Source organism: Streptomyces sp. NPDC006259, assembly GCF_042870975.1.
GTDB lineage: Bacteria > Actinomycetota > Actinomycetes > Streptomycetales > Streptomycetaceae > Streptomyces.
In genome coordinates, this window is sequence record NZ_JBIAHY010000003.1 from 705,418 (window position 1) to 729,187 (window position 23,770).

The 23,770-nt window shown below is 72.6% G+C and carries 20 protein-coding genes and 1 pseudogene; 10 read left to right on the forward strand and 11 right to left on the reverse strand.

Going from position 1 to position 23,770, the window contains the following annotated elements; genetic code table 11:
• Window positions 1–131 precede the first annotated feature (131 nt).
• From ACFYO5_RS14515 to ACFYO5_RS14525, 3 genes are read left to right on the forward strand one after another with little or no spacing between them, the layout of a single operon-like run.
• Window positions 132–1,568, forward strand: coding sequence for a S8/S53 family peptidase (locus ACFYO5_RS14515; protein ID WP_388708417.1), 1,437 nt, complete (start codon window positions 132–134; stop codon window positions 1,566–1,568).
• A gap of 7 nt (window positions 1,569–1,575) precedes the next feature.
• The gene (locus ACFYO5_RS14520; protein ID WP_388708420.1) at window positions 1,576–2,214 is read left to right on the forward strand and encodes an RNA polymerase sigma factor; all 639 of its coding nucleotides are present in this window, start codon (window positions 1,576–1,578) and stop codon (window positions 2,212–2,214) included.
• Window positions 2,215–2,243: 29 nt separating this feature from the next.
• Window positions 2,244–2,741: a hypothetical protein gene (locus tag ACFYO5_RS14525; protein ID WP_388709247.1), complete on the forward strand. Its 498-nt coding sequence runs from the start codon at window positions 2,244–2,246 to the stop codon at window positions 2,739–2,741.
• Window positions 2,742–3,130: 389 nt separating this feature from the next.
• Here the strand turns inward: ACFYO5_RS14525 and ACFYO5_RS14530 are convergent, their stop codons facing one another.
• The 4 genes from ACFYO5_RS14530 to ACFYO5_RS14545 all read right to left on the reverse strand — a co-directional run bounded on the left by ACFYO5_RS14530 (window position 3,131) and on the right by ACFYO5_RS14545 (window position 9,308).
• A complete protein-coding gene (locus ACFYO5_RS14530) occupies window positions 3,131–3,928 on the reverse strand; it encodes an N-formylglutamate amidohydrolase (RefSeq protein ID WP_388708423.1) in 798 nt (265 codons plus the stop codon).
• A 159-nt stretch (window positions 3,929–4,087) separates the two neighbouring features.
• Window positions 4,088–6,307: an NADP-dependent isocitrate dehydrogenase gene (locus ACFYO5_RS14535; RefSeq protein ID WP_388708426.1), complete on the reverse strand. Its 2,220-nt coding sequence runs from the start codon at window positions 6,305–6,307 to the stop codon at window positions 4,088–4,090.
• A 248-nt stretch (window positions 6,308–6,555) separates the two neighbouring features.
• Window positions 6,556–7,647 carry a mechanosensitive ion channel family protein gene (locus tag ACFYO5_RS14540; protein ID WP_356566634.1) on the reverse strand — a complete coding sequence of 364 codons (1,092 nt, stop codon included), beginning with the start codon at window positions 7,645–7,647 and terminating at the stop codon, window positions 6,556–6,558.
• Window positions 7,648–7,922: 275 nt separating this feature from the next.
• Window positions 7,923–9,308 carry a hypothetical protein gene (locus ACFYO5_RS14545; protein ID WP_388708428.1) on the reverse strand — a complete coding sequence of 462 codons (1,386 nt, stop codon included), beginning with the start codon at window positions 9,306–9,308 and terminating at the stop codon, window positions 7,923–7,925.
• A 334-nt stretch (window positions 9,309–9,642) separates the two neighbouring features.
• On the opposite strand from ACFYO5_RS14545, the gene ACFYO5_RS14550 reads away from it, so the two are divergent.
• Window positions 9,643–11,526 carry an ABC transporter ATP-binding protein gene (locus tag ACFYO5_RS14550; protein WP_388709249.1) on the forward strand — a complete coding sequence of 628 codons (1,884 nt, stop codon included), beginning with the start codon at window positions 9,643–9,645 and terminating at the stop codon, window positions 11,524–11,526.
• A 300-nt stretch (window positions 11,527–11,826) separates the two neighbouring features.
• On the opposite strand, the gene ACFYO5_RS14555 is transcribed toward ACFYO5_RS14550, so the two are convergent.
• The 4 genes from ACFYO5_RS14555 to ACFYO5_RS14570 form a co-directional block, all read right to left on the reverse strand.
• A complete protein-coding gene (locus tag ACFYO5_RS14555; protein ID WP_388708431.1) occupies window positions 11,827–12,894 on the reverse strand; it encodes a MerR family transcriptional regulator in 1,068 nt (355 codons plus the stop codon).
• Between the two features lie 92 nt (window positions 12,895–12,986).
• A complete protein-coding gene (locus ACFYO5_RS14560; protein ID WP_388708434.1) occupies window positions 12,987–14,276 on the reverse strand; it encodes a PIN-like domain-containing protein in 1,290 nt (429 codons plus the stop codon).
• A gap of 109 nt (window positions 14,277–14,385) precedes the next feature.
• Window positions 14,386–14,610, reverse strand: coding sequence for an ATP-binding protein (locus ACFYO5_RS14565; RefSeq protein WP_388708436.1), 225 nt, complete (start codon window positions 14,608–14,610; stop codon window positions 14,386–14,388).
• The gene (locus tag ACFYO5_RS14570) at window positions 14,611–14,850 is read right to left on the reverse strand and encodes a hypothetical protein (protein ID WP_388708439.1); all 240 of its coding nucleotides are present in this window, start codon (window positions 14,848–14,850) and stop codon (window positions 14,611–14,613) included. It abuts the gene before it with no gap.
• Between the two features lie 167 nt (window positions 14,851–15,017).
• On the opposite strand from ACFYO5_RS14570, the gene ACFYO5_RS14575 reads away from it, so the two are divergent.
• Window positions 15,018–15,869, forward strand: a complete 852-nt coding sequence (locus ACFYO5_RS14575) for a Scr1 family TA system antitoxin-like transcriptional regulator (RefSeq protein WP_388708441.1) — start codon at window positions 15,018–15,020, stop codon at window positions 15,867–15,869.
• Complete coding sequence (locus ACFYO5_RS14580; protein ID WP_388708444.1) at window positions 15,866–16,051, forward strand: DUF397 domain-containing protein; 186 nt, start codon at window positions 15,866–15,868, stop codon at window positions 16,049–16,051. The genes ACFYO5_RS14575 and ACFYO5_RS14580 overlap by 4 nt, the downstream gene beginning before the upstream one ends.
• 51 nt (window positions 16,052–16,102) lie before the next feature.
• On the opposite strand, the gene ACFYO5_RS14585 is transcribed toward ACFYO5_RS14580, so the two are convergent.
• Both ACFYO5_RS14585 and ACFYO5_RS14590 read right to left on the reverse strand, forming a co-directional pair.
• Complete coding sequence (locus tag ACFYO5_RS14585; protein WP_388708447.1) at window positions 16,103–17,248, reverse strand: EcsC family protein; 1,146 nt, start codon at window positions 17,246–17,248, stop codon at window positions 16,103–16,105.
• Window positions 17,249–17,411: 163 nt separating this feature from the next.
• Entirely contained in the window at window positions 17,412–17,636 is a 225-nt protein-coding gene (locus ACFYO5_RS14590) for a hypothetical protein (RefSeq protein WP_388708450.1), read from the reverse strand.
• Window positions 17,637–17,789: 153 nt separating this feature from the next.
• On the opposite strand from ACFYO5_RS14590, the gene ACFYO5_RS14595 reads away from it, so the two are divergent.
• Window positions 17,790–18,743 carry a LuxR C-terminal-related transcriptional regulator gene (locus ACFYO5_RS14595; protein WP_356566652.1) on the forward strand — a complete coding sequence of 318 codons (954 nt, stop codon included), beginning with the start codon at window positions 17,790–17,792 and terminating at the stop codon, window positions 18,741–18,743.
• A 273-nt stretch (window positions 18,744–19,016) separates the two neighbouring features.
• Here ACFYO5_RS14595 and ACFYO5_RS14600 read toward each other — a convergent pair whose 3' ends face one another.
• Window positions 19,017–20,906, reverse strand: a complete 1,890-nt coding sequence (locus ACFYO5_RS14600; protein WP_388708453.1) for a BTAD domain-containing putative transcriptional regulator — start codon at window positions 20,904–20,906, stop codon at window positions 19,017–19,019.
• A 409-nt stretch (window positions 20,907–21,315) separates the two neighbouring features.
• On the opposite strand from ACFYO5_RS14600, the pseudogene ACFYO5_RS14605 reads away from it, so the two are divergent.
• The 3 genes and pseudogenes from ACFYO5_RS14605 to ACFYO5_RS14615 form a co-directional block, all read left to right on the forward strand.
• Window positions 21,316–22,365, forward strand: a pseudogene (locus tag ACFYO5_RS14605) (radical SAM protein); the annotation flags it as partial.
• 506 nt (window positions 22,366–22,871) lie between these two features.
• On the forward strand, window positions 22,872–23,561 hold the full coding sequence (locus tag ACFYO5_RS14610; RefSeq protein WP_388708456.1) for an iron-containing redox enzyme family protein: 690 nt from the start codon (window positions 22,872–22,874) through the stop codon (window positions 23,559–23,561).
• Window positions 23,558–23,767 carry an aroma-sacti cluster domain-containing protein gene (locus ACFYO5_RS14615; RefSeq protein ID WP_086773021.1) on the forward strand — a complete coding sequence of 70 codons (210 nt, stop codon included), beginning with the start codon at window positions 23,558–23,560 and terminating at the stop codon, window positions 23,765–23,767. The genes ACFYO5_RS14610 and ACFYO5_RS14615 overlap by 4 nt, the downstream gene beginning before the upstream one ends.
• Window positions 23,768–23,770 lie beyond the last annotated feature (3 nt).

Here is a 23,770-nt window from a genome sequence, read left to right on the forward strand (position 1 = left end):
GGCGTGCCACCGCGCACGCCGAGGGCGTGCCGCCGCAACCGCACGCCTACCCTCCGTCGTCGCACCACCTGTATCAGACGACGGTCCGGCGGGTCTGATAGACGACCACCGGGCTCAGGGGAGGACACGCCATGGCACCACAGAGATTCCACGAGCAGTTCGATCAGATCCAACGCGCGCTGCCGGGAGTGCCGTTGGCGATGGGCCCGGACGACTCCGCCGAGTTCATCTACGAGAAGGGGGTCGTCCTCGCGCGCGACGGAGAGGAGGCCCAGGTCGTCGAGGACGCCGTCCGCACGCACTTCACCGCGGCCCCCGACCTCACCCCCGACCATGTGCGCCGGGCCGGGCCGCAGGCCAACCGCTCCGGCATCACCCGCATCCAGGTCGCCGACCCCGGCCAGGGCGTGCCCGGCACGGACCGCGCCGTCGCGAGCGCCCTGCGCGCCCTGCGGGGAACCGAGGACCGCGCGGGGCGCCGGCTGGTCAGCCGCAACCACGTGGTCTCCATCGCGGTCAACGCCTGCCCCGGCGACGAGCCGGTGCCCGTCGCCCACAACGGGGCGCCCAACCCGGCCGCCGCCCCCGTGGCCCACGACCCGGCCGGCGCCGTCGGCGTGCTCGTCATCGACACCGGCCTGATGCACGACCACCGCTCCTACCCGCTCCTCGCCCACACCGAGGGCGACGCGCAGATCAGGGAGACCGACGAGAACGGCACCCTCCAGCAGTACGTCGGCCATGGCACCTTCATCGCCGGGCTGGTCGCGGCCGTCGCGCCCAACACCGACATCACCGTGCGCAACACCCTCAACGACGCCGGCGCGATCCTGGAGTACGACTTCGGCGACAGGCTGTTCGAGGCCGTCGAGCAGGGTGGCTGGCCCGACATCCTCAGTCTCTCCGCCGGCACCTCCAACGGCCGTATCGACGGCCTGCTCGGCGTGGCCGCCTTCATGGACGAACTGCGCTCCCAGCGCACGCTGTTGGTGGCCGCCGCGGGCAACAACGCCAGCGCGACCCCGTTCTGGCCCGCCGCCTACGCCGCCCTGCCCGAGTACGCGGACGCGGTGCTGTCGGTCGGCGCGCTGCGCGGCGACGGCGAGTTCGGCGCCTGCTTCAGCAACCACGGCCCCTGGGTGCGGGTCTACGCCCCCGGCGAGCGCCTCACCAGCGCCCTCACCGGCTTCGGCAGCCCCGTCCCGTACGTGTACCAGCACTCCACCTACGAGGCCTGCCGCTACGGCTTCACCTACTCCTGCACCTGCCAGTCACCGCGCCACACCGGGGTGTTGAGCGAGGAGCGGTCGGCCACCGCGGGCAAGCCGGACCAGGTCATGTTCGAGGGGCTGGCCTCCTGGAGCGGCACCTCCTTCGCGACGCCCGTCGTCGCCGCCCTCGTCGCCGCGCACATGACGGCCGGCGACCAGCCCGACCCCCGCGCCGCCGCCCGCGAACTCCTCGCCGCGAACGCCGAGTCGGCCGAGGTGCGCGGTGCCCATGTGCCGGCGCTGCTGCCGGCGACCTGGACACCGGTGCCCGTGGGGCAGCCGGCCGTGCCGGCGTGAGGGCGTCATGAGGTCCGGAGCCGGCCCCGTCACGGCGTACGATGACTTGCCGTACACAAGGGGTGGGACCGTGGACCGTAGTGAAGTCGGCGCGCTCGTCCAGTCCGCCGTCGACGGTGACACGGCGGCCTGGAAGGCGATCGTGGAAGGGCTCAGCCCCCTGGTGTGGTCCGTCGTGCGAGCCCATCGGCTCTCCGACGCCGACGGGCACGAGGTGTACCAGACCGTGTGGTTCCGGTTCGCCCAGCACCTCGGGCGGATCCGCGAACCGGACAAGGCGGGTTCCTGGCTGGCGAGCACCGCGCGCAACGAGTGCCTGAAAGTGATCAAGAGCCTGCGCCGGCTCACCCCGACGGACGATCCCCAACTGCTCGACCGGGTCAGTGAGGACCGTACGCCGGAGCAGTCGGTGCTGGACTCGGAGGAGGCGGCCGCGCAGAGTGAGCGCGTCCGGCACCTCTGGCAGGAGTTCGAGGCGCTCGGTGAGCGTTGCCGGCAGTTGCTGCGGGTGCTGATCTCCTCGCCGCCGCCCAGTTACCAGGAGGTCTCGGCCGCCCTGGGCATCGCCGTGGGCAGCATCGGACCGATGCGCCAGCGATGCCTGCGCCGCCTGCGGGCCCGACTCGACGCACGGGGAGCCCTGTGAGCCACATGCACGACGACATGGACGACGACATGGACGACAACGCCTTCGACGACTCCGTCCAGGGCTCCTTCCCGGACTCCGCCGACGACGGGGAGTTCGACCACATGGGCCTGGAGGCGGAGCTGCGCGAGGCCGCCGCGATCCTCGATCCGGTGCCGGCCGGGCTGCGCCTGCTCGCCGTGGAGGCCTACGCGCTGCACGACCTCGACGCGAAGATCGCCGAGCTGACCTTCGACTCGCTGGTCGACGCCATCCCGGTCAGGGGAGCGGTGGACGTACCGCGGATGCTCACCTTCCACACGGGCGGGCTGACCGTCGACGTGGAGGTGACTCCCCGCGGCATCATGGGCCAGCTGCTGCCCCCGCAGGCCGCGTCGATCGAGGTGCTCGACGGTCCCCGTCCCGGAGCGGCCCTCACCGCGGACGACATGGGCCGCTTCACCAGCGAGGCCCGGCCCACCGGCCCGTTCGCCCTGCGTCTGCGTGCGGGCGGCGAGGTCGTGGTCACCGAGTGGATGCGCGCCTGACCCGCCGGACACCGTCCAGCGAGGCGCAGCCGGCCCGATGATCCCCCTCGCTCCCCACCGATCACGATGGCCCGGCGCGGCGGCGGGCCACCGCCCGCCCGACCCGCCCACCGCCCGACCCGTTCACCGCCCGATCAGCCACCGCTGAAGCAGGCCACCGGGCGACTCGCCTACCGGTGAACCAGCCCACCGGGCGACTCGCCCACCGGGCGACCAGCCCACCGCTGAAGCAGCCCACCGGGCGCGCCACTCCCCCCGCACCCGCCCGACCACCGCTGAACCAGCCCATCGCGCGCACCACTCCCACCGCACCACTCCCACCGCACCGCCCCGCCCGCTCGCGCCTCTCGACCCGGTGGTCCCTCGCGTCCGCCGGAGGCGACGGCGGGTCAGGCGGAGACCGCGTCGACCAGTTCCGCGAGTGCCGTGGCCAGCCGCGGCAGCCCGGGGCCCGCCGGGCCGCCCGGTTCGGTCATGTAGGTGTCCCGGCGGATCTCCACCATCAGGGCGGAGACCCGCGGGTCCTTCCCGTAGTACTCCAGAGGTACGTACGCCCCGCCGAACGGGCTGTCGAGTCCCGTCTCCCCGATCTCCCCGAACGCCTCGCGCGCGGCGGTGAGCAGTTCGGGCGGCGTGTGGAAGGCGTCGGTGCCGAGGCAGACCGGGGGGCGCGGACCCCCGCCGTGCAGCTCGTAGGGCAGCGGGGCGGTGGGGTAGGAGTGCACGTCGATGACCACAGCCCGGCCGACGGCCGCCAGCCGTTCGGTCACGGCGTCGGTCATCGCCGCCGCGTACGGCCGGAAGTACCGGGCGATCAGCGGCTCGGCTTCGCCGTCCTCACCCCGCAGGACGTCCCGGTGCGTGGTCCGCGTGTACACCGCGCCCATCCCCACCGACAGCATCTCCTCGCGCTCGTCGGGGAACCGCTCCGGGTCGACGACCAGCCGCGACAGCGCGTTGACGAACCGCCACGGCGTCACCCCGGCCCGCCGTGCCGCCTCCTCGGCGATCTCCGCGGTGTGCGCGTCGGTGATGTGGTCCAGCTCCCGCTCCAGCGCCGGATCGTCCAGCACGATCCCCGCCCGCACCGCGGGGGGTATCTCCCGCGCCGAATGCGGCACATGAAGGATCACCGGCGAGTCACCGGCGCCCCGCAGGACGGCGAAGGACGGTTCGGCAGGCGTCATACGGGGGCTCCCGGGGGCTGATCGGCGGCAAGCTGCACGATCAAGGTGCCATATCGCCGAACCGCTCCCGCACGCACCTCCGTCCAGGCCCGCTCCCGCACGCACCTCCGCCCCGGCCGGGCGGTGCACCGGTCGGGGCGGAGGCTGGGCGGGTGGGCGTCAGCTCACCGAGGCGAGCAGCTCGTTCCAGGTGGCCGACGGGCGCATGACCGCCGCCGCCTTCGCCGGGTCGGGCTGGTAGTAGCCGCCGATGTCGACCGTCCGGCCCTGGACGGCGTTCAGCTCCTCGACGATCTTCTGCTCGTTCGCCGCGAGGGTCTCGGCGAGCGAGGCGAAGGCCTTCGCGAGGTCGGCGTCGTCGGTCTGCCGCGCCAGCTCCTGCGCCCAGTACAGGGACAGGTAGAAGTGGCTGCCGCGGTTGTCGATGCCGCCGACGCGACGGGTCGGGGACTTGTCCTCGTTGAGGAAGGTCGCCGTGGCGCGGTCGAGGGCGTCGGCGAGGACCTTGGCGCGGGAGTTGCCCGTGAAGTCGGCGTACTGCTCCAGCGACGGGACCAGCGCGAAGAACTCACCGAGGGAGTCCCAGCGCAGGTAGTTCTCCTTGACCAGCTGCTGGACGTGCTTCGGGGCGGAACCGCCGGCGCCCGTCTCGAAGAGGCCGCCGCCCGCCATCAGCGGGACCACCGACAGCATCTTGGCGCTGGTGCCCAGCTCCAGGATGGGGAACAGGTCGGTGAGGTAGTCGCGCAGGACGTTGCCCGTGACCGAGATGGTGTCCTCGCCGCGGCGGATGCGCTCCACCGACAGCTTGGTGGCCTCGACCGGGTCGAGGATCCGGATGTCCAGGCCCTCGGTGTCGTGCTCCGACAGGTACGTCCTGACCTTGGAGATCAGCTGGGCGTCGTGGGCGCGGGTCTCGTCGAGCCAGAACACCGCCGGGCTGCCGGTGGCGCGGGCGCGGGTGACGGCCAGCTTCACCCAGTCGCGGATCGGGGCGTCCTTGGTCTGGCAGGCGCGGAAGATGTCGCCCTCGGCGACCGGCTGCTCCAGGACGACGTTGCCGGCCGAGTCCACCAGGCGGACCGTGCCGGCGGCCTTGACCTCGAAGGTCTTGTCGTGGGAGCCGTACTCCTCGGCCTTCTGCGCCATCAGACCGACGTTGGGGACCGAGCCCATGGTCGACGGGTCGTAGGCGCCGTGGGCGCGGCAGTCCTCGATGACGGCCTGGTAGACGCCGGAGTAGGAGGAGTCCGGCAGCACCGCGAGGGTGTCGGCCTCCTCGCCGTCCGGGCCCCACATGTGGCCGGAGGTGCGGATCATGGCCGGCATCGAGGCGTCGACGATCACGTCGGACGGCACGTGCAGGTTGGTGATGCCCTTGTCGGAGTCGACCATCGCCAGGGCCGGGCCCTCGGCCAGCTCGGCCTCGAAGGAGGCCTTGATCGCGTCGCCGTCGGGCAGCGCCTCCAGGCCCTTGAGGATGCCGCCGAGACCGTCGTTCGGGGTCAGACCGGCGGCGGCGAGGGTGGTGCCGTACTGCTCGAAGGTCTTGGGGAAGAAGGCGCGCACCACGTGACCGAAGATGATCGGGTCGGAGACCTTCATCATCGTGGCCTTGAGGTGCACCGAGAACAGCACGTCGTCGGCCTTGGCGCGGGCGATCTGCGCGGTGAGGAACTCGCGCAGCGCGGCCACGTGCAGCACGGAGGCGTCGACGACCTCGCCCTCGAGGACCGGTACGGACTCGCGCAGGACGGTGGTGGTGCCGTCCTCGCCGACCAGCTCGATGCGCAGCGAACCGGCCTCGGAGATCACGGCCGACTTCTCGGTGGAGCGGAAGTCGTTCTCACCCATGGTCGCGACGTTGGTCCGGGAGTCCGAGGACCAGGCGCCCATGCGGTGCGGGTGGGTCTTGGCGTAGTTCTTGACCGACGCGGGGGCGCGGCGGTCGGAGTTGCCCTCGCGCAGGACCGGGTTCACGGCCGAGCCCTTGACCTTGTCGTAGCGGGACTGGATGTCCCGCTCCTCGTCGGTCTTCGGGTCGTCCGGGTAGGCCGGCAGCGCGTAGCCCTGCGCCTGAAGCTCGGCGATCGCGGCCTTGAGCTGCGGGATCGACGCCGAGATGTTCGGCAGCTTGATGATGTTCGCCTCGGGCGTCTTCGCCAGTTCGCCCAGTTCGTGCAGGGCGTCCGCGACCCGCTGGTCCTCGGTGAGGTACTCCGGGAACACGGCGAGGATGCGGCCGGCCAGCGAGATGTCCCGCGTCTCCACGGAGACACCGGCCTGCGCGGCGTACGCCTGGACCACCGGCAGGAAGGAATACGTCGCCAGGGCCGGGGCCTCGTCAGTGTGCGTATAGATGATGGTCGAGTCAGTCACCGGGTGCTCCGCTCCACGTCTGCAACATTGCTCGACATCAAGATATCTCGTGACCGACCCGGACTCGACAGGACCCCGCGGCGGCCGGACCCGGCCGGACGGGCCGGACCCGGCCGGAGCCGCCGCGGCCGGACCTGCCAGGCCTGGGCTGTCGGGCCGGACCTGCCGGGCCCGGGTTGTCGGGCCTGGGCTGCCAGGCCGAACCTGCCGGGCCCGGGTTGTCGGGCCGGACCTGCCGGGCCGCCGGATCAGTCGTACAGGGCGGCGGGGGGCACCAGCTCGTCGCCCGTGCGCTGCTGCGGGATGACCACCGCGCCCTGCTGGAGCGCCACGGTCCGGGCGGGCGCCGGGATGCGGATGCCCTCGGCGCGGTAGCGGCGGTGCAGGCGCTTGATGAACTCGTGCTTGATCCGGAACTGGTCGCTGAACTCGCCGACGCCCAGGATCACCGTGAAACCGATCCGCGAGTCGCCGAAGGTGTGGAAGCGGACCAGCGGCTCGTGGTCGGGCACGGCGCCGGTGATCTCCGTCATCACCTCGGTGACGACCTCGCAGGTGACCCGCTCGACGTGCTCCAGGTCGCTGTCGTAGGCGACGCCCACCTGCACCAGGATGGTCAGCTGCTGCTCGGGGCGCATGAAGTTGGTCATGTTCGACTTGGCGAGCTGCCCGTTGGGGATGACGACCAGGTTGTTGGACAGGGCGCGGACGGTCGTCTGCCGCCAGTTGATGTCCTCGACGTAGCCCTCCTCGCCGCTGCTGAGCCGGATGTAGTCGCCGCGCTGCACGGTCTTCGAGGCGAGGATGTGGATGCCGGCGAAGAGGTTGGCGAGGGTGTCCTGGAGGGCGAGCGCGACGGCCAGACCGCCGACGCCGAGGGCGGTCAGCATCGGCGCTATCGAGATGCCCAGGCTCTGGAGCGCCACCAGGAAACCGAGCGCGAGGACGAGCACCCGTGTGATGTTGACGAAGATCGTCGCGGATCCGGCGACGCCGGAGCGGGCGTGGGTGACGCTCTGCACCAGTCCGGCGATCACCCGGGCCGCGGACACCGTCACCGCGAAGATCAGCAGGACGGTCAGGCTCTGGTTGGCGGTGTGCTGGACGGGCTTGGTCAGCGGCAGTACGGCTGCCGCTGCCGCCCCACCGCCCACGAGGGCCGCCCACGGCACGACCGTGCGCAGCGCGTCCACGGCGACGTCGTCGCCGCTCCACCTGGTGCGCTTGGCGTGCTTGGCCAGCCAGCGCAGCAGCGTCCGCGACAGGAACGCCACCAACAGGCCGGTGGCGAGGGCGATTCCGGCGAGGACGGCGTCGTCGAGGGTCAGCGCGCGGTTCACCGGTGGCCTCCGGAGGAACGGTCAGCGGCGAAGGCGGTCGCCGACGGCCGGATGTGAAGTGTCGTCACGTGGTCACCTGCTCGATTCCGGGAAGTGCGAAGTGCGGTGGCGCCCGTCCCGTGCACGGACGCGACCGCTCATCCTGCCGTATCCGGAACGGCAGTTCGTACCCGGTGACCGGCTCGGAGGACGCCTTCGGCCGACGCCGCCCGCTCCCGGTCCGAGGCCGCGCCGGTCCGGTGCGGTGCTGTGCTGTGCGGGTGGCGGTCGGCCGATCAGGCGGGAACGCCCGCCCGGTCCAGCAGCGCCGTCATCTCGGCGACCGGCAACAGGGGGTTGGCGGCGGCGGCACTGCCCGCCTGAGGGTCGTCCAGCAACTCGACGAGTCTGCCCACCGACAACCTGCGGTCCCGCGCCGCCGCCTCGCGGACGAACCCGTCGGGGTCCCGGCTCAGCCGCTCCACCAGCTCGGGCGGAGCCGCGGGGTCGCGCAGCGCGAGGACGCGCTCCCGCGGATCCGCCGCGTCGGCGAACCGCTCCGCGAGCCCGGCCGAGGGGAATCCGGGCCGCGCGATCAGCATGCCGACGGCCCGGTGCGCGCCGTGCAGGTACAGGTCGAGCAGCAGCTCGGGCGGCGCCTTCGGATGCCGCTCGGCGAGCAGCAGTCGTACGGCGAAGTCCTCGTCCACCGCCAGGAGTCGAACGCAGTCGTCCGGCAGCTCGGCGCAGACCGCGGCACTGCGGCGCAGCCAGGTGTGGGCCGAGCGGGCGCACCGGCGCAGCAGGTCCGCGTCGGCACGGCCCCGCCACACCCAGACCAGCGGCTGGAGCCGGTCCTCCGGCGCCACCTCCCAGTCGATCGCCGCGCGTTGCTCCTCCGTGAGTTCGGGGCGGGCGGACACCGCGAGGCGTACGGCCGGATCCTCGTGCCGGGCCAGCGTGGCCGCGAGGTCGGCGGGGAACGTGGGATTGCCCGCCAGCCGTGCGAGATGCGTGCCCTCGGCGAGCAGACGTTCGGCGAGGCCGCGCTCCAGCCTCCCGTGATCGAGAACCTCCCCCAGCCAGAAGTGGTCCTCGCGCGTCTCGATCAGCCAGGCGGTGCGCTCCTCGTCGTCCGCCATGACCTGGAGCGCGGCCGCCGTACGCACCTTCGGGTCGGGGTCGGCGAGCAGGGCCCCGCGCACCTCCGGCGCCAGCCCGTCCCAGACCCTGCGGCAGGCCGCGAGCCGGAAGAGCGGGTCCCCGTGGCGGGCGAGCGGCAGCAGGACGTGGGCGGGCGTCGAGGGCGCGTCCACCGTCTCGTACCGGACATGGGCGTTGTCGTGGGCCAGCAGCCGCGCGTAGACGGGGTCGGGGAGCGGCGGCGCGATCGTGCCGTACGGGTGCGGACCGCAGGCGACGAGGATCGCGTCCGAGGCGGGACCGTCCAGGAGACGGCCCCGCAGCACGGGATCGGCGCCCGCGCTGTCCGCGAGGGCGGAGCGCACCCGGCGGTCGGGATGCGTCAGGAGGGCCTCGGCCACCTCGTCGGGCACCGACGGGCGCCACGTCAGCCGGGCCACCGTGTACCAGTCGTAGTCGAGCCTGAGCAGGCGCAGGAGAACGGCGGCCGGAGCCGCCGGGTTGCTCGCCAGGCCTGGTACCGCGTCATGTGCCGTCATGGCTACCGGTTCCCCCGTCGTCGGACCGCGGGGACAGTGTGCCTGACGGGGTGGTGCGGTGCGCTGGGACGGCATCAGCGGCGGCCGGGAGCCGGGAGGGCGGGTCGCGCACCGGCCTCGGCAACCGCCCACGGTCACCGGCCTCGGCAACCGCCCACGGCAACCGGACACGGAAGCCAGCCACGGCAACCGGCCAGAGTCGCGGTACAGCCGCGGCCACCGGCCACGATCACCAGGGGTCCGCGGCCGCCCGGAACCTTCGGCGAGAACCGGCGACACACCTCGGCATCTTGACCTCAACTTTGGTCGAGGTCCTACGGTCCTCTCCATGAGTATGGAGACCACCGCCTGGACGCAGCTGTACAGCGTCGTGAACGCCCGGCACGAACGCCGGCCCTTCCACCGCGCGACACTGCGCCGCATCGGCGCCTTCGCCCGCCCGCACCGCCGCCGTATCGCCGCCTTCGTCATGACCGGCGTGGTGACCGCGCTGTTCGCCGTGGCCACCCCCGTCCTCGCGGGCAAGGTCGTCAACACGATCGTGTCGGAGCACGGCGAGTCCTCGACCGTCGTCCGGCTGGCGCTCCTCATCGCGTTGATCGCCGTGCTGGAGGCGGCGTTCGGCATCCTGGGCCGCAGGCTCTCGGCGACGCTGGGGGAGGGGCTCATCCTCGACCTGCGCACGACGGTCTTCGACCACGTGCAGCGGATGCCGGTCGCCTTCTTCACGCGCACCCGCACCGGGGCGCTCGTCTCCCGGCTCAACAACGACGTGATCGGCGCCCAGCGCGCTTTCAGCAACACGTTGTCCGGCGTCGTCAGCAACCTGGTGACGCTGGTCCTCACCCTCGCCGTCATGCTGACCCTGTCCTGGCAGGTCACCCTCCTCGCCCTCGTGCTGCTGCCGGTGTTCGTGGTGCCGGCCCGCCGCATGGGCCGCCGGATGGCGGAGATGCAGCGCGAGGCGGCCACGCTGAACGCGGTGATGGGCACCCGCATGACGGAACGGTTCTCCGCGCCGGGCGCCACCCTGGTGAAGCTGTTCGGCCGCCCCGAGCAGGAGTCCGCCGAGTTCGCCGCGCGCGCCGCCCAGGTCCGCGACATCGGCGTGCGCACCGCCACCGCCCAGTCGGTGTTCATCGCCGCCCTCACCCTGGTCTCGGCCCTCGCGCTCGCCCTCGTCTACGGCCTCGGCGGCCGGCTCGCCCTGGACGGCACCCTCGACCCCGGCGCCGTCGTCGCCCTCGCCCTGCTCCTGACCCGCCTCTACGCCCCCCTCACCGCGCTCGCGGGGGCCCGCGTCGAGGTGATGAGCGCACTCGTCAGTTTCGAACGCGTCTTCGAGGTGCTCGACCTGAAGCCGCTCATCGAGGAGAGGCCCGACGCCCGCGAGGTGCCCGAAGGCCCGGTCTCCGTCGAGTTCGACGACGTCCGCTTCGGCTACCCGTCCGCCGACAAGGTCTCCCTCGCCTCGCTGGAGGAGGTCGCCACCCTCGACACCCGCGACGGCGCCGAGGTCCTGCACGGCGTCTCCTTCCGTGCCGAACCAGGCCGGACCGTCGCCCTGGTCGGCTCCTCCGGCGCCGGCAAGTCGACGATCGCCCAACTCCTCCCGCGCCTCTACGACGTCGACGGGGGCGCCGTCCGCATCGGCGGCGTCGACGTCCGCGACCTGAGCGCCCCCTCCCTGCGGGCGACGCTCGGCATGGTCACCCAGGACGGCCACCTCTTCCACGACACCGTCCGCGCCAACCTCCTGCTCGCCCGCCCCGAGGCCACCGAGGACGAACTCTGGGACGCCCTGCGCCGCTCCCGCCTCGACGACCTGGTCCGCTCCCTGCCCGACGGTCTCGACACGGTGGTCGGCGAACGCGGCTACCGGCTGTCCGGCGGCGAACGCCAGCGCATGACCATCGCCCGCCTGCTGCTGGCCCGCCAGCGGGTCGTCATTCTCGACGAGGCCACCGCCCACCTCGACAACACCTCCGAGGCGGCCGTACAGGAGGCGCTCACGGAGGCGCTCCAGGGCCGTACCGCCGTCGTCATCGCCCACCGACTCTCCACCGTGCGGACCGCCGACCTGATCCTCGTCGTGGAGGCCGGCCGGATCGTCGAACGCGGCACGCACGAGGACTTGCTGGCGGCGAACGGCCGGTACGCGGAGTTGTACCGCACCCAGTTCGAGAAGCCGGCCGCACAGGTGCCGGAACCGGCGTGAGACCCCGTCGCCGCCGGCCCTGGCCCGACGGAGGGCGACAGGCCGGTGGCCCTCGTTCCGGTGCGGCCGAGGGGACGGTGCGCCCGCCGACGTCGGCGAGCCGGACCGAACGGCGTCCGGCCAGGTGACCGTCGGCGGCGGGGGCACACAGTCGCCGTGGCGTGCCCTGCCGTGTCGTTCCGGTCGTGCCGTTCCGTTCCGGCCGTGCCGTGCCGTGCCGGCGGTGGCCGGTGGCCGTTGCCTGACACCGGAACGGCCCGCCCGGTCGGTCCGGACGGGCCGCGAGGAGACACCTTCCCGTCAGTCCTCCAGGCGGACCGGCATCAGGATCGAGAAGGTGGCCTCTTCGTCGGGTCGGCGGATCGCGATCGGGGCGGTGGGGGCGTGGAGTTCCAGGACCAGGCTGTTGCGGGCCCCGGCGGTCAGCGCGTCCAGCAGGAAGTCGCGGTTGACGGCCACGCGGTCCGGGCCCTCGTCGCCGTCGGCGCAGAGCGTCACCGTGCCGTCGTCCGCCACCCTCAGGACGCTGAGGTCCTGTCCGCCGGCCTCTGCCGAGCGTACGGGGCCGGTCTCCAGGGCCTTGCGGAAGGCCGCCACCTCGACCGGCGCGCGGCGACCGCCGGGCAGGGGGAGGAGGCGGCGGTACTCGGGGAAGTCGTGGCCGGGGCACTGACCGGCCACCTGCCGGTCCCCGGCCTCCAGCGTCACGCGGTCACCGTCGACGGAGAGGCGTACGGGGCCCTCGCCGTCCAGGAGCGGCCGCATCGCGTCCGTCAGGGGGGTGGGCACGATGACCCGCACGGGGCTCCCGTCGTGACCGGTGACGCCGGCCCGCGCGACGGCCAGGCGGTAGCGGTCGGTCGCCACGACGTGGAGCCCTTCGGGGTCGATGTCGAACAGGATCCCGCCGAGCATCGGCAGCTCCGGATCGGCGCTCGCCGCGAAGCGCACGGCGTCCAGCGCGGCGGCCAGTTCGGGCGCGGCGACGGACAGCCGGACGGTGGCCGTGCGGGTCGAGGTCATGGGGTTCTCCCTGCGATCGAGTAGTGCTCGGAGCGTGGAGAACGCGCCGCGGGCCTCGGACAGCCCCTGTTCGAGCCGGCGCAGATGCGACTCGAGCAGCGTGCGGACGAGGCCGGTGTCGGTGCCGGACCAGCCGGCCAGCACCAGCCGGATGTCCGCCAACGGCATCCCGGCCCGCCGCAGCCGCGCCAGCAGGCGCGCCTCGTCGAGCTGCTCGGGCCCGTACCAGCGGTAGCCGCTCACCGGGTCCACCCGGGCCGGCACCAGCACACCGGCCCGGTCGTAGAACCTCAGGGCACTCACACCCAGGCCGCTGTCCCGGGCCGTCTCACCGATGCTGCGCATCTCGCTCTCCACACCCGGGACTCTGCCCCCTCGACCAGGTCGAGGGTCAACCCGGCACCGCGGGACCGCGGCACGACCGCGGGAGCGGGGCGCTATGCGGGACCTTCCTCCGTCAGGTCGTTGATCAGCGGTACGAGGAGCGGGTGGACCGAGAAACCGGAGCCGGGCCCCGGACCCGACGCGTATGCGGCCGTGAGGACGGGAACGGCCGAGTCCGGAATCCTCCCCACGCTTGCCAGCAGGCGCGTGATGCGGGTGACCGGCTCGGTGAAGCCCCGGAGCGAGCGGTCCTCCGGGTACTGGCAGATGTCGTGGACGCTCTTGGCGTCCACGGCGCCTTCCCTCTCCGCGGCGTACTTGATCACCTCGACCCGGTCCTCGTAACCCTCGCAGGCCAGCCGGTCGAAGAGTTCCCGGAGCGCGTCGGCCGTCCAGCTCCCGTACGTCTCCTCCGTCCCGATGCGCTCGACCCGTTCGAAGTCCTCGACGGACCCTTCCTGGAGACCGAAGTCCAGGATCGGAGCGGCGACCTCCAGGAACCGCTTGGGCGTGAGCATGAAGAGCCGGCCGCCGCCGCGGGCCCTGAGTTCCTCGGTCAGTTCGGGCCGGGGGCCGCGGTTTACGCCCTGCTCCTTGCGCCACCAGTCCTCCTTGGCGTCCGCTGTCACGAACAGCACGTCACAGTGGCGCCGGGCGGCCTCACGAAGGATCTGCTCCCAGATGAGATAGTCGGCGGCGGCTCCCACACCGTCCTTCGCCTGGTCCATGTATCCCGGAGGCAGCCGCTCCTCGACCCGGCGCATTCCCTCCGCGATCGCCTTGTCGTGGTCCTCCGGGCTCAGCGGAGCACCTGCTCGGCCGTCGAGGGCGGGCTCCAGCTTCGCGATGACCGGGTCGGTGCTCGTGTCCTGAGTGATGTTCCGCCACTCGCCCTCGCCCACCTCGACGATCGTTTCCCGCACGTCGCCGAAGACCTCGTTCAGCTGATTGCGCAGCCTCTCGGTCTCGTCCTCGGGCAGGGCGACGCGACGGGCCCAGGCGAGGAGGGTCCGCTCGGCCTGCGTCGCGTGACCGGCCATGTCCTCCGCGGCCTGGGAGCCGGACGACCGGGCGTCGTTGAGGGTGCTTTCGCGGTTCCGCCAGAACTCCACGAGCACCTGATGCGGGACCCACAGCCGGCTCTCCAGGGCGCCGAGCGCGCGCAGCAGGTCTCCGCGCGCCTGCTCGGTGTACCGATAGAGATTCAGCAGGACGTTGGCGTCGGGTGCGACCAGACCGTTGGTCAGTACGGCCGTGAAGTCCTCGTCGATCGGCGTCCGGAAGGCCCCGAAGTCGTCGAAGAGACCTCGGCCGTCCGCACCGGCCGTCGTGTCCTGCGCCACCGGCGACCTCCGTCGTTCCATGGGCGTCGGAGGGCCGTGCGCCCCCTCACGTCCGCTTGGGGCGACCGTACCGATCCGATCGCGCCGGGTGAGGGGAAACGGGGAAGTCTCACGGCCTGCGGGTGGGGAAAGGCCGCCGACTCGGGTGGCAGAGCAGCTCCGCCCACACGGTCGTGCCGGAGGGCGGGCGGGGATCCGTGCCCCAGCGGTCGGCCGGCGCGTCGACCAGGAGCAGACCGCGGCCCGACTCGTCGTCCGGGCCGCGCTCCGGTGGGATCGCGGGGCGGCACTCGCCCCGAGTGTCGCTCACCGCGATGCGCAGGGTGCCGGCCACCTAGTCCAGGGTCAGGGCCAGCAGGAAGTCGCGGCCCTGGAGGCGACCGTGCAGCGCCGCGTTGGCGGCCAGCTCCGCGACGACGTGTGCCGCGCTCTCGATGACGCCGGGTGACATCTCCCATGCCATCAGCCGTTCCACGGCGAGGAGCCGGGCGAGGCGGGCGCCACGGCGGGTGGACGACAGCCGCTGCGCGAAGGTGCGTACGGCACCGATCAGTTGAGGCGTGGAGATGTTCACGGGGACACCGTGGCGGGTGTGCGGGGGTGTGTTCCAGCAGCACGGCCCGTACGCGGCGTCAGCGTACGGGCACGTTCTGTGGACGGTACGGGGATCTTGCCGTCACTGTGGGTGCTGTCGATCGCGGGGATGCCGCGGAGGGCGTACGCACGTGGAGGTGGCCGCGTATGACGGACAGCAGGGACATGACGGCTTGCGACGGGGAGCGCGAGCCCGGTCCTTCCGACAGTCTGCGGACCTTCGGGGCCGTCGTCCAGGCCCTGCGCGAGCATGCCGGGCTGAGCCGGGTGGACTTCGGAGCGCGGGTCAGGTTCTCCAGGCACACCGTGGAATCGGTGGAGTTGGGACGCCGGATGCCCGACGAGTCGTTCGTGGAGCGGGCCGAGGAGGCGCTGGGGAACACGGGCGCGTTGCGGAAGGCGGCCGGGCATCTGACGCGGGGCGAGGCCGGGCTGGCGGCTTGGTTCCGGCGGTGGGCCCGGCTGGAGAAGGTGGCGGTGAGCCTGTGCACGTACGAGTGTCGGCTGGTGCCGGGGCTGTTGCAGTCGGAGGGGTATGCGCGGGCGGTGTTCGAGGGCACGATTCCGGTGGTCACGGACGAGCGGCTGGAGGCTCTGCTCGCGGTGAGGACGGAGCGGCAGAGGATGCTGTACGAGCGACCGACCGTCCCCTTCAGCTTCATCGTCGAGGAGCATGTCTTTCGGCGTCGGTACGGGGACGCGGAGCAGATGCGGGACATGTTGGGCCACGTGCTCGAGCACACTGCTCCGCGCAACGTGACGCTGCAGATCGTGCCGCTGGAAGGCGCGTTGCATTCGTGTCTGGACGGACCTGTGCGTCTGTTGGAGACGGTGGAGGGACGGCGGTTCGCGTACTCCGAAGGGCAGCAGAACGGCCGCCTGATCGCTGACGTGAAAGAGGTGAGCCTCCTCCAACAGCGCTATGACACACTGCGCTCGCAGGCCCTGAACCCCCAAGACTCGCGGGGCCTGTTGGAGCGACTGCGAGGAGAGCTATGAGCACGTCGGAACTCGCCTGGTTCAAGTCCAGTTACAGCGGCAGCCAGGGTGACGACTGCGTAGAGGTCGCTGTTGCCGAACAGACCATCTGCGTACGGGACTCCAAGGATGTGTCGCGACCTCACTTCGCCGTCGGGCGTGAGGAGTGGTCGCGGTTCGTGGGGTTCGCGGCCGGGGCCTGAGCCGCGTCGTCCCGGCGGTCGCGTGGTCACGTTCACCGCCGGGACATCAGGTCAGCGGAGGTCGGGTCCGCCCGCCTCGACGATCTCACCGAGCACACTGATGTCGTCGTCGGCAGCGTCGTCCGAGAGGTCCGGGCCCATGTCGGGAAACGACGCGGACGTCTCCTCGTCGGCGAGGTGCGGGTACTTCTCCAGGAGGAAGCGCCGTCGGTACGCCATCTCGGCGGCGTCGACGACCCCTTCCAGCGTGGTCCAGTTGAGGGTGCCTCCCACCAGGATCCCGACGGCGGGTACGGCCTTGCCGAGTCCCTTCTTGGTGAGGCGGAAGCTGAACGCCTTCGCGAACTGCCTGGAGACCCTGGCGACAACCGTCTCGTTCAGGATCTCCCACGTCCTGCCGCGGAAGAGTGCTTGGGTGAGGCGCGAGATGTCTGCCATCGCCGCGTTCTTGGCGGTGGCCGAACTCGCCGTCCCGACGTTGACGACCGACATCACGAAGAGTTTTTCGGCAGGCTCCTCGGGGTCGTAGCCGTAGAACAGGGAGACCTGGCCGACGGCGCGGGAGGCGAGTCCGAGGACGACCGCGGTGTCGGCGACGAAGGCGCCGGTGATCGCGCCTCCCGAAGGGGCCGCCGCGGCGCCGGCGGAGGCCGCGATGACGAGCTGTCCTCCAGAGATCGCCAGCCCCGCGCCCGCTCCCGAGAGCGCGGCGGCGGCCGGGTAGTACCAGCTCGCCGCCCGTCCGCGGACCGCGTCGACCTGTTCGAGGTCGAGGCGGCGCAGGTCGCGCAGCGACGCGACGTCGTGCCCGCGCTTCCTGTGGAGCGCCACCACACGTTGGGGGGACAGGCCCGCTCGCGAGGCCCGGCCCAGCGTCTTCTGCATGGACTGAACGGCGGTGCCGCTCCATTCGGGCATGACGTCGGCCGCCTTGCGCGTTCCGGCGCCGACCTTCTGAGCGCCCTTGGCGACGAATTCCTGTCCACGGGAGACCGCCGCCCGGGCCCGCGGGTGGTTCTCCAGTTGCTTCGCGGCGCGCTTGCCGAACTCCGCGACGCCGTTGGCCACGTGGTCGCCGGCGTTTCTCATCGCCTGCGACAGCGGGCGGCCCTTGAACTGCTGGACCGCACGCCATGCGTCGAGTTCGTAGTCCGAGGGCAGCTGATCGGGCTGCCGCGGGTCCTGCGGATTGCTCATGGTCCCCCCTGGGGCGTGGCTGGTGATGCGTGAGCGGGTGACTCGGCGGGTCAGGTCGTCGGGAGCTGTCAGGCGGGGTGACGAGGGCCGTGGCCCGGGGGTGGTTCGAGGGGGGAAGTGTAGTTCTCGGCGGACGTGCCGATATCGATGTCCGGAGGACCGGTCACCAGCGGGGCGTGGGTGTGGTCGGGGTGTCGTCGTCGCGCACCGGTCGGGGGGGTTGGTTGAGGATCTCGCGGGCCGTCTCCCCGTCACCCTCGGCGGGGTGTCGCCGGGTCCGGCGGGTGACGAGGTGGAGGAGCAGGGCGAGTGCCCGTTTGGTCCGTTCCACGGTGGTTCCTTCCGGGGAGGTCTGGGCATATCCCTCGCGCACCTGAACAATGGACATCCATACGAGCTGAGGGCGGAATCATCTGGCTGACGAGGGGGTTGGGTGAGCGGCATCGGTGAGGACGGGCAGTCACCGGGTCTTCGTGAAGCGGTTGGGGGGACGGGGTCCGGCACACAGTTGTCCGCGGACGCCGTCCGGGTGTTCCGGTGGGTGAGCGACCAGGGATCGTGCGACGCGAGGACGCTGGGCGCCACACTCGGGTTACCGGAACGGGGCGTCGCCTCGGCGGTGGAGGCCCTGACCGAACTGCTGTTGCTGCGGCACCTGCCCGAGGAGCCCGACCGGCTCGTGCCCGTCGCTCCGGACGCGGCCATCGCCGCCCTGGTGGCGCCCAAGGAGGCGGGACTGCGTCGGCAGCTCGCCGAGATCGACCGCTTGCGGGGCGAACTGGCACTACTGGCGCCCCTCTACGCGGAGGGCCGGCGCCGCTGGCAGGGACGGGCGCCGCTGACGGAGGTGACGGACCTCAAGACGGTCGTGGGCATGATCACCGAGGCGACCATGCGGTGCCGGCAGGAGGTCCGCACCTGCCATCCCGGCGGGGGCCGCTCCCCGGCGCTGCTGGAGCAGGCGTTCGTCCAGGACCGGGACATGCTGCGCCGGGGCGTGCGGATGCGCACGCTGTACCAGCACACGGCCCGCTACCACCTGCCCACGCAGGAGTACGCGCGACGGATGACCGACGAGGGGGCCGAGGTCAGGACGCTGAGCGAACTGTTCGGCCGGATGGTCGCCTTCGACGAGGAGACGGTGTTCATTCCGCACCAGGACGATCTGGACGCGGCCATCGTCATCCAGGACCCGTCCACGGTGGCGTACCTGTGCGCGACCTTCGACCACGCCTGGTCGCTGGCCGAGCCCTATCACCCGGCCTGGACGGAGAGTTCGGCGCGGGACGAGGTCAAGCAGGCCATCCTGCGGCTGCTGGCGGAGGGCATGAAGGACGAGATGGTGGCCCGGCGGCTGGGCATGTCGCTGCGCACCTGCCGCAAACACATCGCCGAGATCATGGAGCAGTTGGGTGCGGCCAGCCGCTTCCAGGCCGGCTATCTGGCCCGTGTGCAGTCCTCCGGTCCGGCCGCGGCGGCCCCGGGCGGAGCCTGAGCACCCCACCGGAGAACGGGCCGAGCGGGCCGAGCGGGCCGCGTGTGGCGAGCGCTCAAAGAACACGGAGGGCACGGAGAACACGGAGGGCACGGAGAACGCGGAGTGCTTCCGGGAGTTGGGGGCCGTCCGCGTCGGAGTGGACGTGAGCGGCCCGGTTCCCCTCCTCCGGACCGGGTCGGGGGCTGCCGACGGGCACTTGTGGCCGTGGTCCGGTCCGTCCGGGGAGGGGGCCCGGCCGCGTCGGACCGGGTACGCCCTGGCCGGCACCGCCTACCCCCGGGTTCCCGGCGCCGCCGCCTGTTCCCGGGCGAACAGCAGGGTCAGCCAGGGCAGTTCGTAGCGCTCCGCCTCCGGTTCCGCCGCGAGGTGCGCGGTCACCTCGGGGCGGGACGGCGGCGCCAGGACGCCCACGTCGATCAGGTCCTCCAGGGCACGCTGCGCGTTCCTTCCGTCCGAGCCCAGGGCGCGGGCGGCGCCGGAGAGGGTGAAGGCCGGGCCCGGCAGCGCGGCCAGGGCGTGGAGGGTGTCGCGGGTCGTGGCGGGAAGCCGGGCCCAGGCGCCGGCGAGCCGGGCGCGGACCCCCAGCCCGCCGGACGCCAGCTCGTCCAGGGCCTCCAGGGGATGTTCGAGACGGTCCGCGTACTGCCCGAGAGGCATGTGGCGCAGCACGGACAACCGGTTCCCGCCCGCGCGCAGGGCGAACGGGAGGAACCCGGTGGCGGTGACGATCCGGATGGCCGCGGCGTACTCGGCGGCCACCCGGGTGCGCCCGATGACGCGGCCCAGCAGATCCAGGGCCTCCTCTGCGGTCAGCGGCGGTAGTTCGGTCCGGTGCACGGGCTCCAGACCGGGAAGCCGGCTCCGGGAGGTGATCAGCGCGGCGGTGGGACCGGACGGCGGCAGCAGCGGGCCGAGGGCGGTGGCATCGGGTGCGTCGTCCAGGAGCAGCAGGATCCGGCGGCCGGACAGCCAGGAGCGCCAGGCGGTGGCGGCCTCCTCCCGGTCGGTGGGCAGCCGCTCGGCGCGGCCCAGGGAGCGGGCCAGTTCCGCCAGCACCGACGCCCACGGGCGCGGGGAGCCGTCCTCGGCGCACAACCGGGTGGCGACCACGCCGTCGGGGTAGTGCGCGGCGAGGCGGTGCGCGACGTGTACGGCGAGGGCCGTCTTGCCGACGCCGGCCGGACCGGTGAGCAGCACCGGAGGGCCGCCCTCGCGACCCAGCCGAGCGGTGACGTCCTCCAGTTCCCGCGTCCGCCCGGTGAAGTCGGTGAGGTCCGGCGGGAGCAGCCGGGACCCGTGGGGAGCGCCGCGCACCCGGGACGGGGCCATCTCCTCCAGCAAGGAGCGGTAGGCGCTCTGCAGCGCCGCCCCGGGTTCCAGACCCAGTTCCCGGGAGAGCTGTTGACGGCAGTCGTCGTAGGCGGCCAGCGCCTCCGTTCTGCGGCCGACCCGGTGCAGAGCGGTGAGCTGGGCGGCACGCAGCCGCTCCCGCAGCGGGTGGCGGCTCACCATCTCGTCCACGGTGTCGGCGACCGGTGCCGGTTCGCCGGTCTCCAACTGCGCTTCGGCCCAGGCCTCGTACACGGCCAGCCGCCGGGCGTGCTGCCGCCCGACGGCGGCGCGCAGTACGTCGGCGTGGGCGGCGAGGTCGCTGAAGGGATCGCCGCGCCACAGGTCCAGTGCCTGGCGGTACAGCGGGGCGGCGCGGCTCGGCGCGCTCGCGCGCATCTCGGCGTCCCCGCGCCGGGCCAGATCCTCGAAGCGCAGGGTGTCGCATTCGTCGGCGCCGAGGTGCAGGACGTAGCCGCCGGGACCGTGGCGCAGCCGGCCGAGGTCCTCCGGGTCGAGCACCCGGCGCAGGGTCGAGACGTACACCTGGAGGTTCTTGCGGGCGGTGCGGGGCGGATCGTCCGGCCAGACGGCGTCGGTGAGTTCCTCCAGTGACACGGGCGTGTTAGGGCGGGTGAGCAGGACCGCCAGGACGAGGCGCTGTTTCAGCGGACCGAGCGGCAACGGCAGACCGTCGCGGGAGGCTCTCAGCGGACCGAGGAGGGTGAGTCGCAATGGGCTGCGGGCGCTGCCACGGCCGTCATCGGCGTGCGCTCGCGCGATCCCGGGACCGGTCTTCCCGCCGCGGCTCTCCGTGAAAGTGTCGCTCATTTTCCCTCAGCCCCTTCCCCAGCCGGTGTCGTCGGAGTTCTGGGCGAGGAGAACAATTCCGTACACGAAAGCCTCCGGGGAGCGGACGGGGAGTGAGGTGATTCGCGAGGAGCCGTGAACACTCGGGGAATGGAAAGGGAATTCCCTGTCGCCTTCACAGCATGCGCACAAGCCGGTGGCGGGGCCATGGCGCCGGGGGTGGGTCAAGGTGCATGCAGCAACGCACCCGCCGGGACGAACGACACATAACGGCGCCTTGCCCGACAAAGCGTCCAGCCCCCGTCCGGCCTCGGGTGCGACCGGCGGAGCCCTGCGGCGCGTACCGGGCCCGAACCGGGCGCCAACCGCGATCGAACCGGTGCCGCGCACGCTGACGCCGCAGGTCCCGGAGACCGACGGAGGTGACGCGATGCGGCTGGCGGAGATCATCGAGCTGCGTCCGGTGCCGGCTGCCGGGCTCCTCGCCACCCTCACCAGGCGCTGCCCGCTGAGCTGCGCCCACTGCTCCACCTCGTCGGGGCCGCGGGGGGAGGACACTCCGGCCGAGGCGCTGCGGCGCTTCGTCGGCGGCTTCACCGCCGGGGACCGTCCGGAGGTCCTGATGCTCACGGGCGGCGAGCCCCTGCTGCGGCCCGCGCTCGTCGGCGACCTCGCGGAAAGCGCGGCGTCGGCCGGAACGCGGACGTCCGTGCTCAGCGGCATGTTCTTCGCGACCGAGGGGCCGGTACCCGCACGCATCATGCGAGCGCTTAAGCACGTCGCCCATTTCTCGGCGAGCATCGACGTGTTCCACGAACGTGAAGTGACGCGGGCGGCGGCCTTTCGGGCGGTGCACCACATCATGGACAGCGGAATAGACGTGAGTTTCCATGTGGTGGGCAATTCGGCGGACGATCCGTATCTCGCGGACATCACCGCGTCCATTCGGGCCGAATTCCGGGACCAGGCGGCCGTCCTGGTCAATCACGTCCGGCGGGTGGGGCGGGCGGCGGGGTGGGCGGCCGCACGGCCGGTTCGTCTCGACGCCGCCGCGGAGGGGACGGGGGAGTGGGCCGCCGAGGGGGGAGGCCCGGCGCCGTGCGCGATGGCGGCCTGGCCGGTGGTGGCCTTCGACGGCACCGTCGCGGCCTGCTGCAACCAGCGGGTGGTGGACACCCGCCCCCTGCCGGAGCACCTGCGGCTCGGACACATCGCCGTGGACGACTGGCCGCGGATACGGCGCCGCTGCCAGGAGTCACCCGTGCTGCGCACCATCCGGACCGCCGGCGTCGCATCCTGCGCGAGCTGCCGTGCCCTGGCCCGCCGGCCCGCGGCGCTGGCCGCCGCCGAACGGGCCGGGTCCCGCCCGGCGGCCGGCATCATGGACACGCTCGGCGCCCGGCTCCAGCGCGACGCCGGGGCCGCGACGCTGCTGCGCCGGTACACAAGCGAGCGGTACGCGCCGCTGGTGCTGCTCGGCGGGCGGGAGGCCGGTGGTGGGTCCGGTTGCGAGGCGAGCAGCGACAGCGGGCGCGAGCCCAGCCGCGCAAGCGGAGGCGAGGCCAGTCGCGCAAGCGGGCGCGAGGCCAGCCGCGCAAGCAGCCGCGTGGCGAGCCGCTCAAGCAGCCGCGTGGCGAGCGGGGAGCCCAGTCGCGGAAGCAGCCCCAAGGCCAGCGGTGCAAGCAGCGACGCAAGCAACCGCGAGGCCAGTCGCGAAAGCAGCGACGAGGCCAGTCGCGAAAGCAGCCGCGAGGCGAGCCGGGAGCCCAGCCGCGCAGGCACCCGCCAGGCCAGCCGCGCAAGCACCCGCGAGCCCAGTCGCGCAAGCGGGCGCGAGCCCAGTCGCGAAAGCAGCGGCGAGGCCGGTCGGGAGGTCAGCCGCGTAAGCACCCGCGAGCCCAGCCGCCGAAGCGATCGCGAGCCCAGCCCCCGAAGCGATCACGAGTCCCACCGCGAAAGCCCACCCCGGCGCGAGGAAGGTGCCGCATGAGCCCCTCCGCCGTCGCGCGTCTGCGGCTCGAACTCTCCCTCGTGCAGCCCGTGGTGAGGACCGCCGCCGCCCGCGTGTGGCGTTCCGACGCCGGGCTCGCCGACCGTTACCGGGCCTACCTGTGCGCCATGCACCAGGTGATCCGCGCCTCCGTCCCGCTGATGGAGCGGGCCGCCGCGCGCTGCGAGGCGCTCGTGGACGACCCGGTGGCACCGCCGCTCGCGCGGTACCTGCGGGCCCACGCCGAGCAGGAACGAGGCCACGACGACTGGCTGCTCACCGACGCCGCCGCGTCCGGGACGCCACCGGGCGAGCTGACCGACGCCGCTCCGCCGGCCCACGTCGCCGCCCTGGTGGGAGCGCAGTACTACTGGATCGAGCACAGCCATCCGGTGGCCCTCCTCGGCTACATCGCGGTGCTGGAGGGCAACGCACCGGCACCGGGCCTGGCAGGCCGGCTGGCGCGGGAGACCGGGCTGCCGCCGGCCGCCTTCGAGGCCGTACGCCTGCACGCGGATCTCGACGACGGGCACAGCGCGGACCTGGACCGGCTGATCGGCCGGCTGCCCCTGGACCCCGCGCAGCGCTCCCTGGTCGCCGTGAGCGCACTGCACACGGTCGCCGCCCTCGCCGAGCTGTTCGACCGGATCGCCACGGCACCGACCCCTACCGGAGAACGCCCATGAATGACCACGCGCACGATCGCGACCGCCTCCGCGCGCTGGAGGACGCCGGGTTCCCGCTGGACAGCCTCTCCGCCGAGCAGCGGGAGGTGCTCCGCGACCTCAGCGCGGAGGAACTGACCCTGCTGCTGGGCCTGAAGGAGCGGCTGGACGCGGCCGAGCCGGAGGTGCAGGCGCACAGCGAGATCGCCGGCGGAGCGCTGTTCTGATGA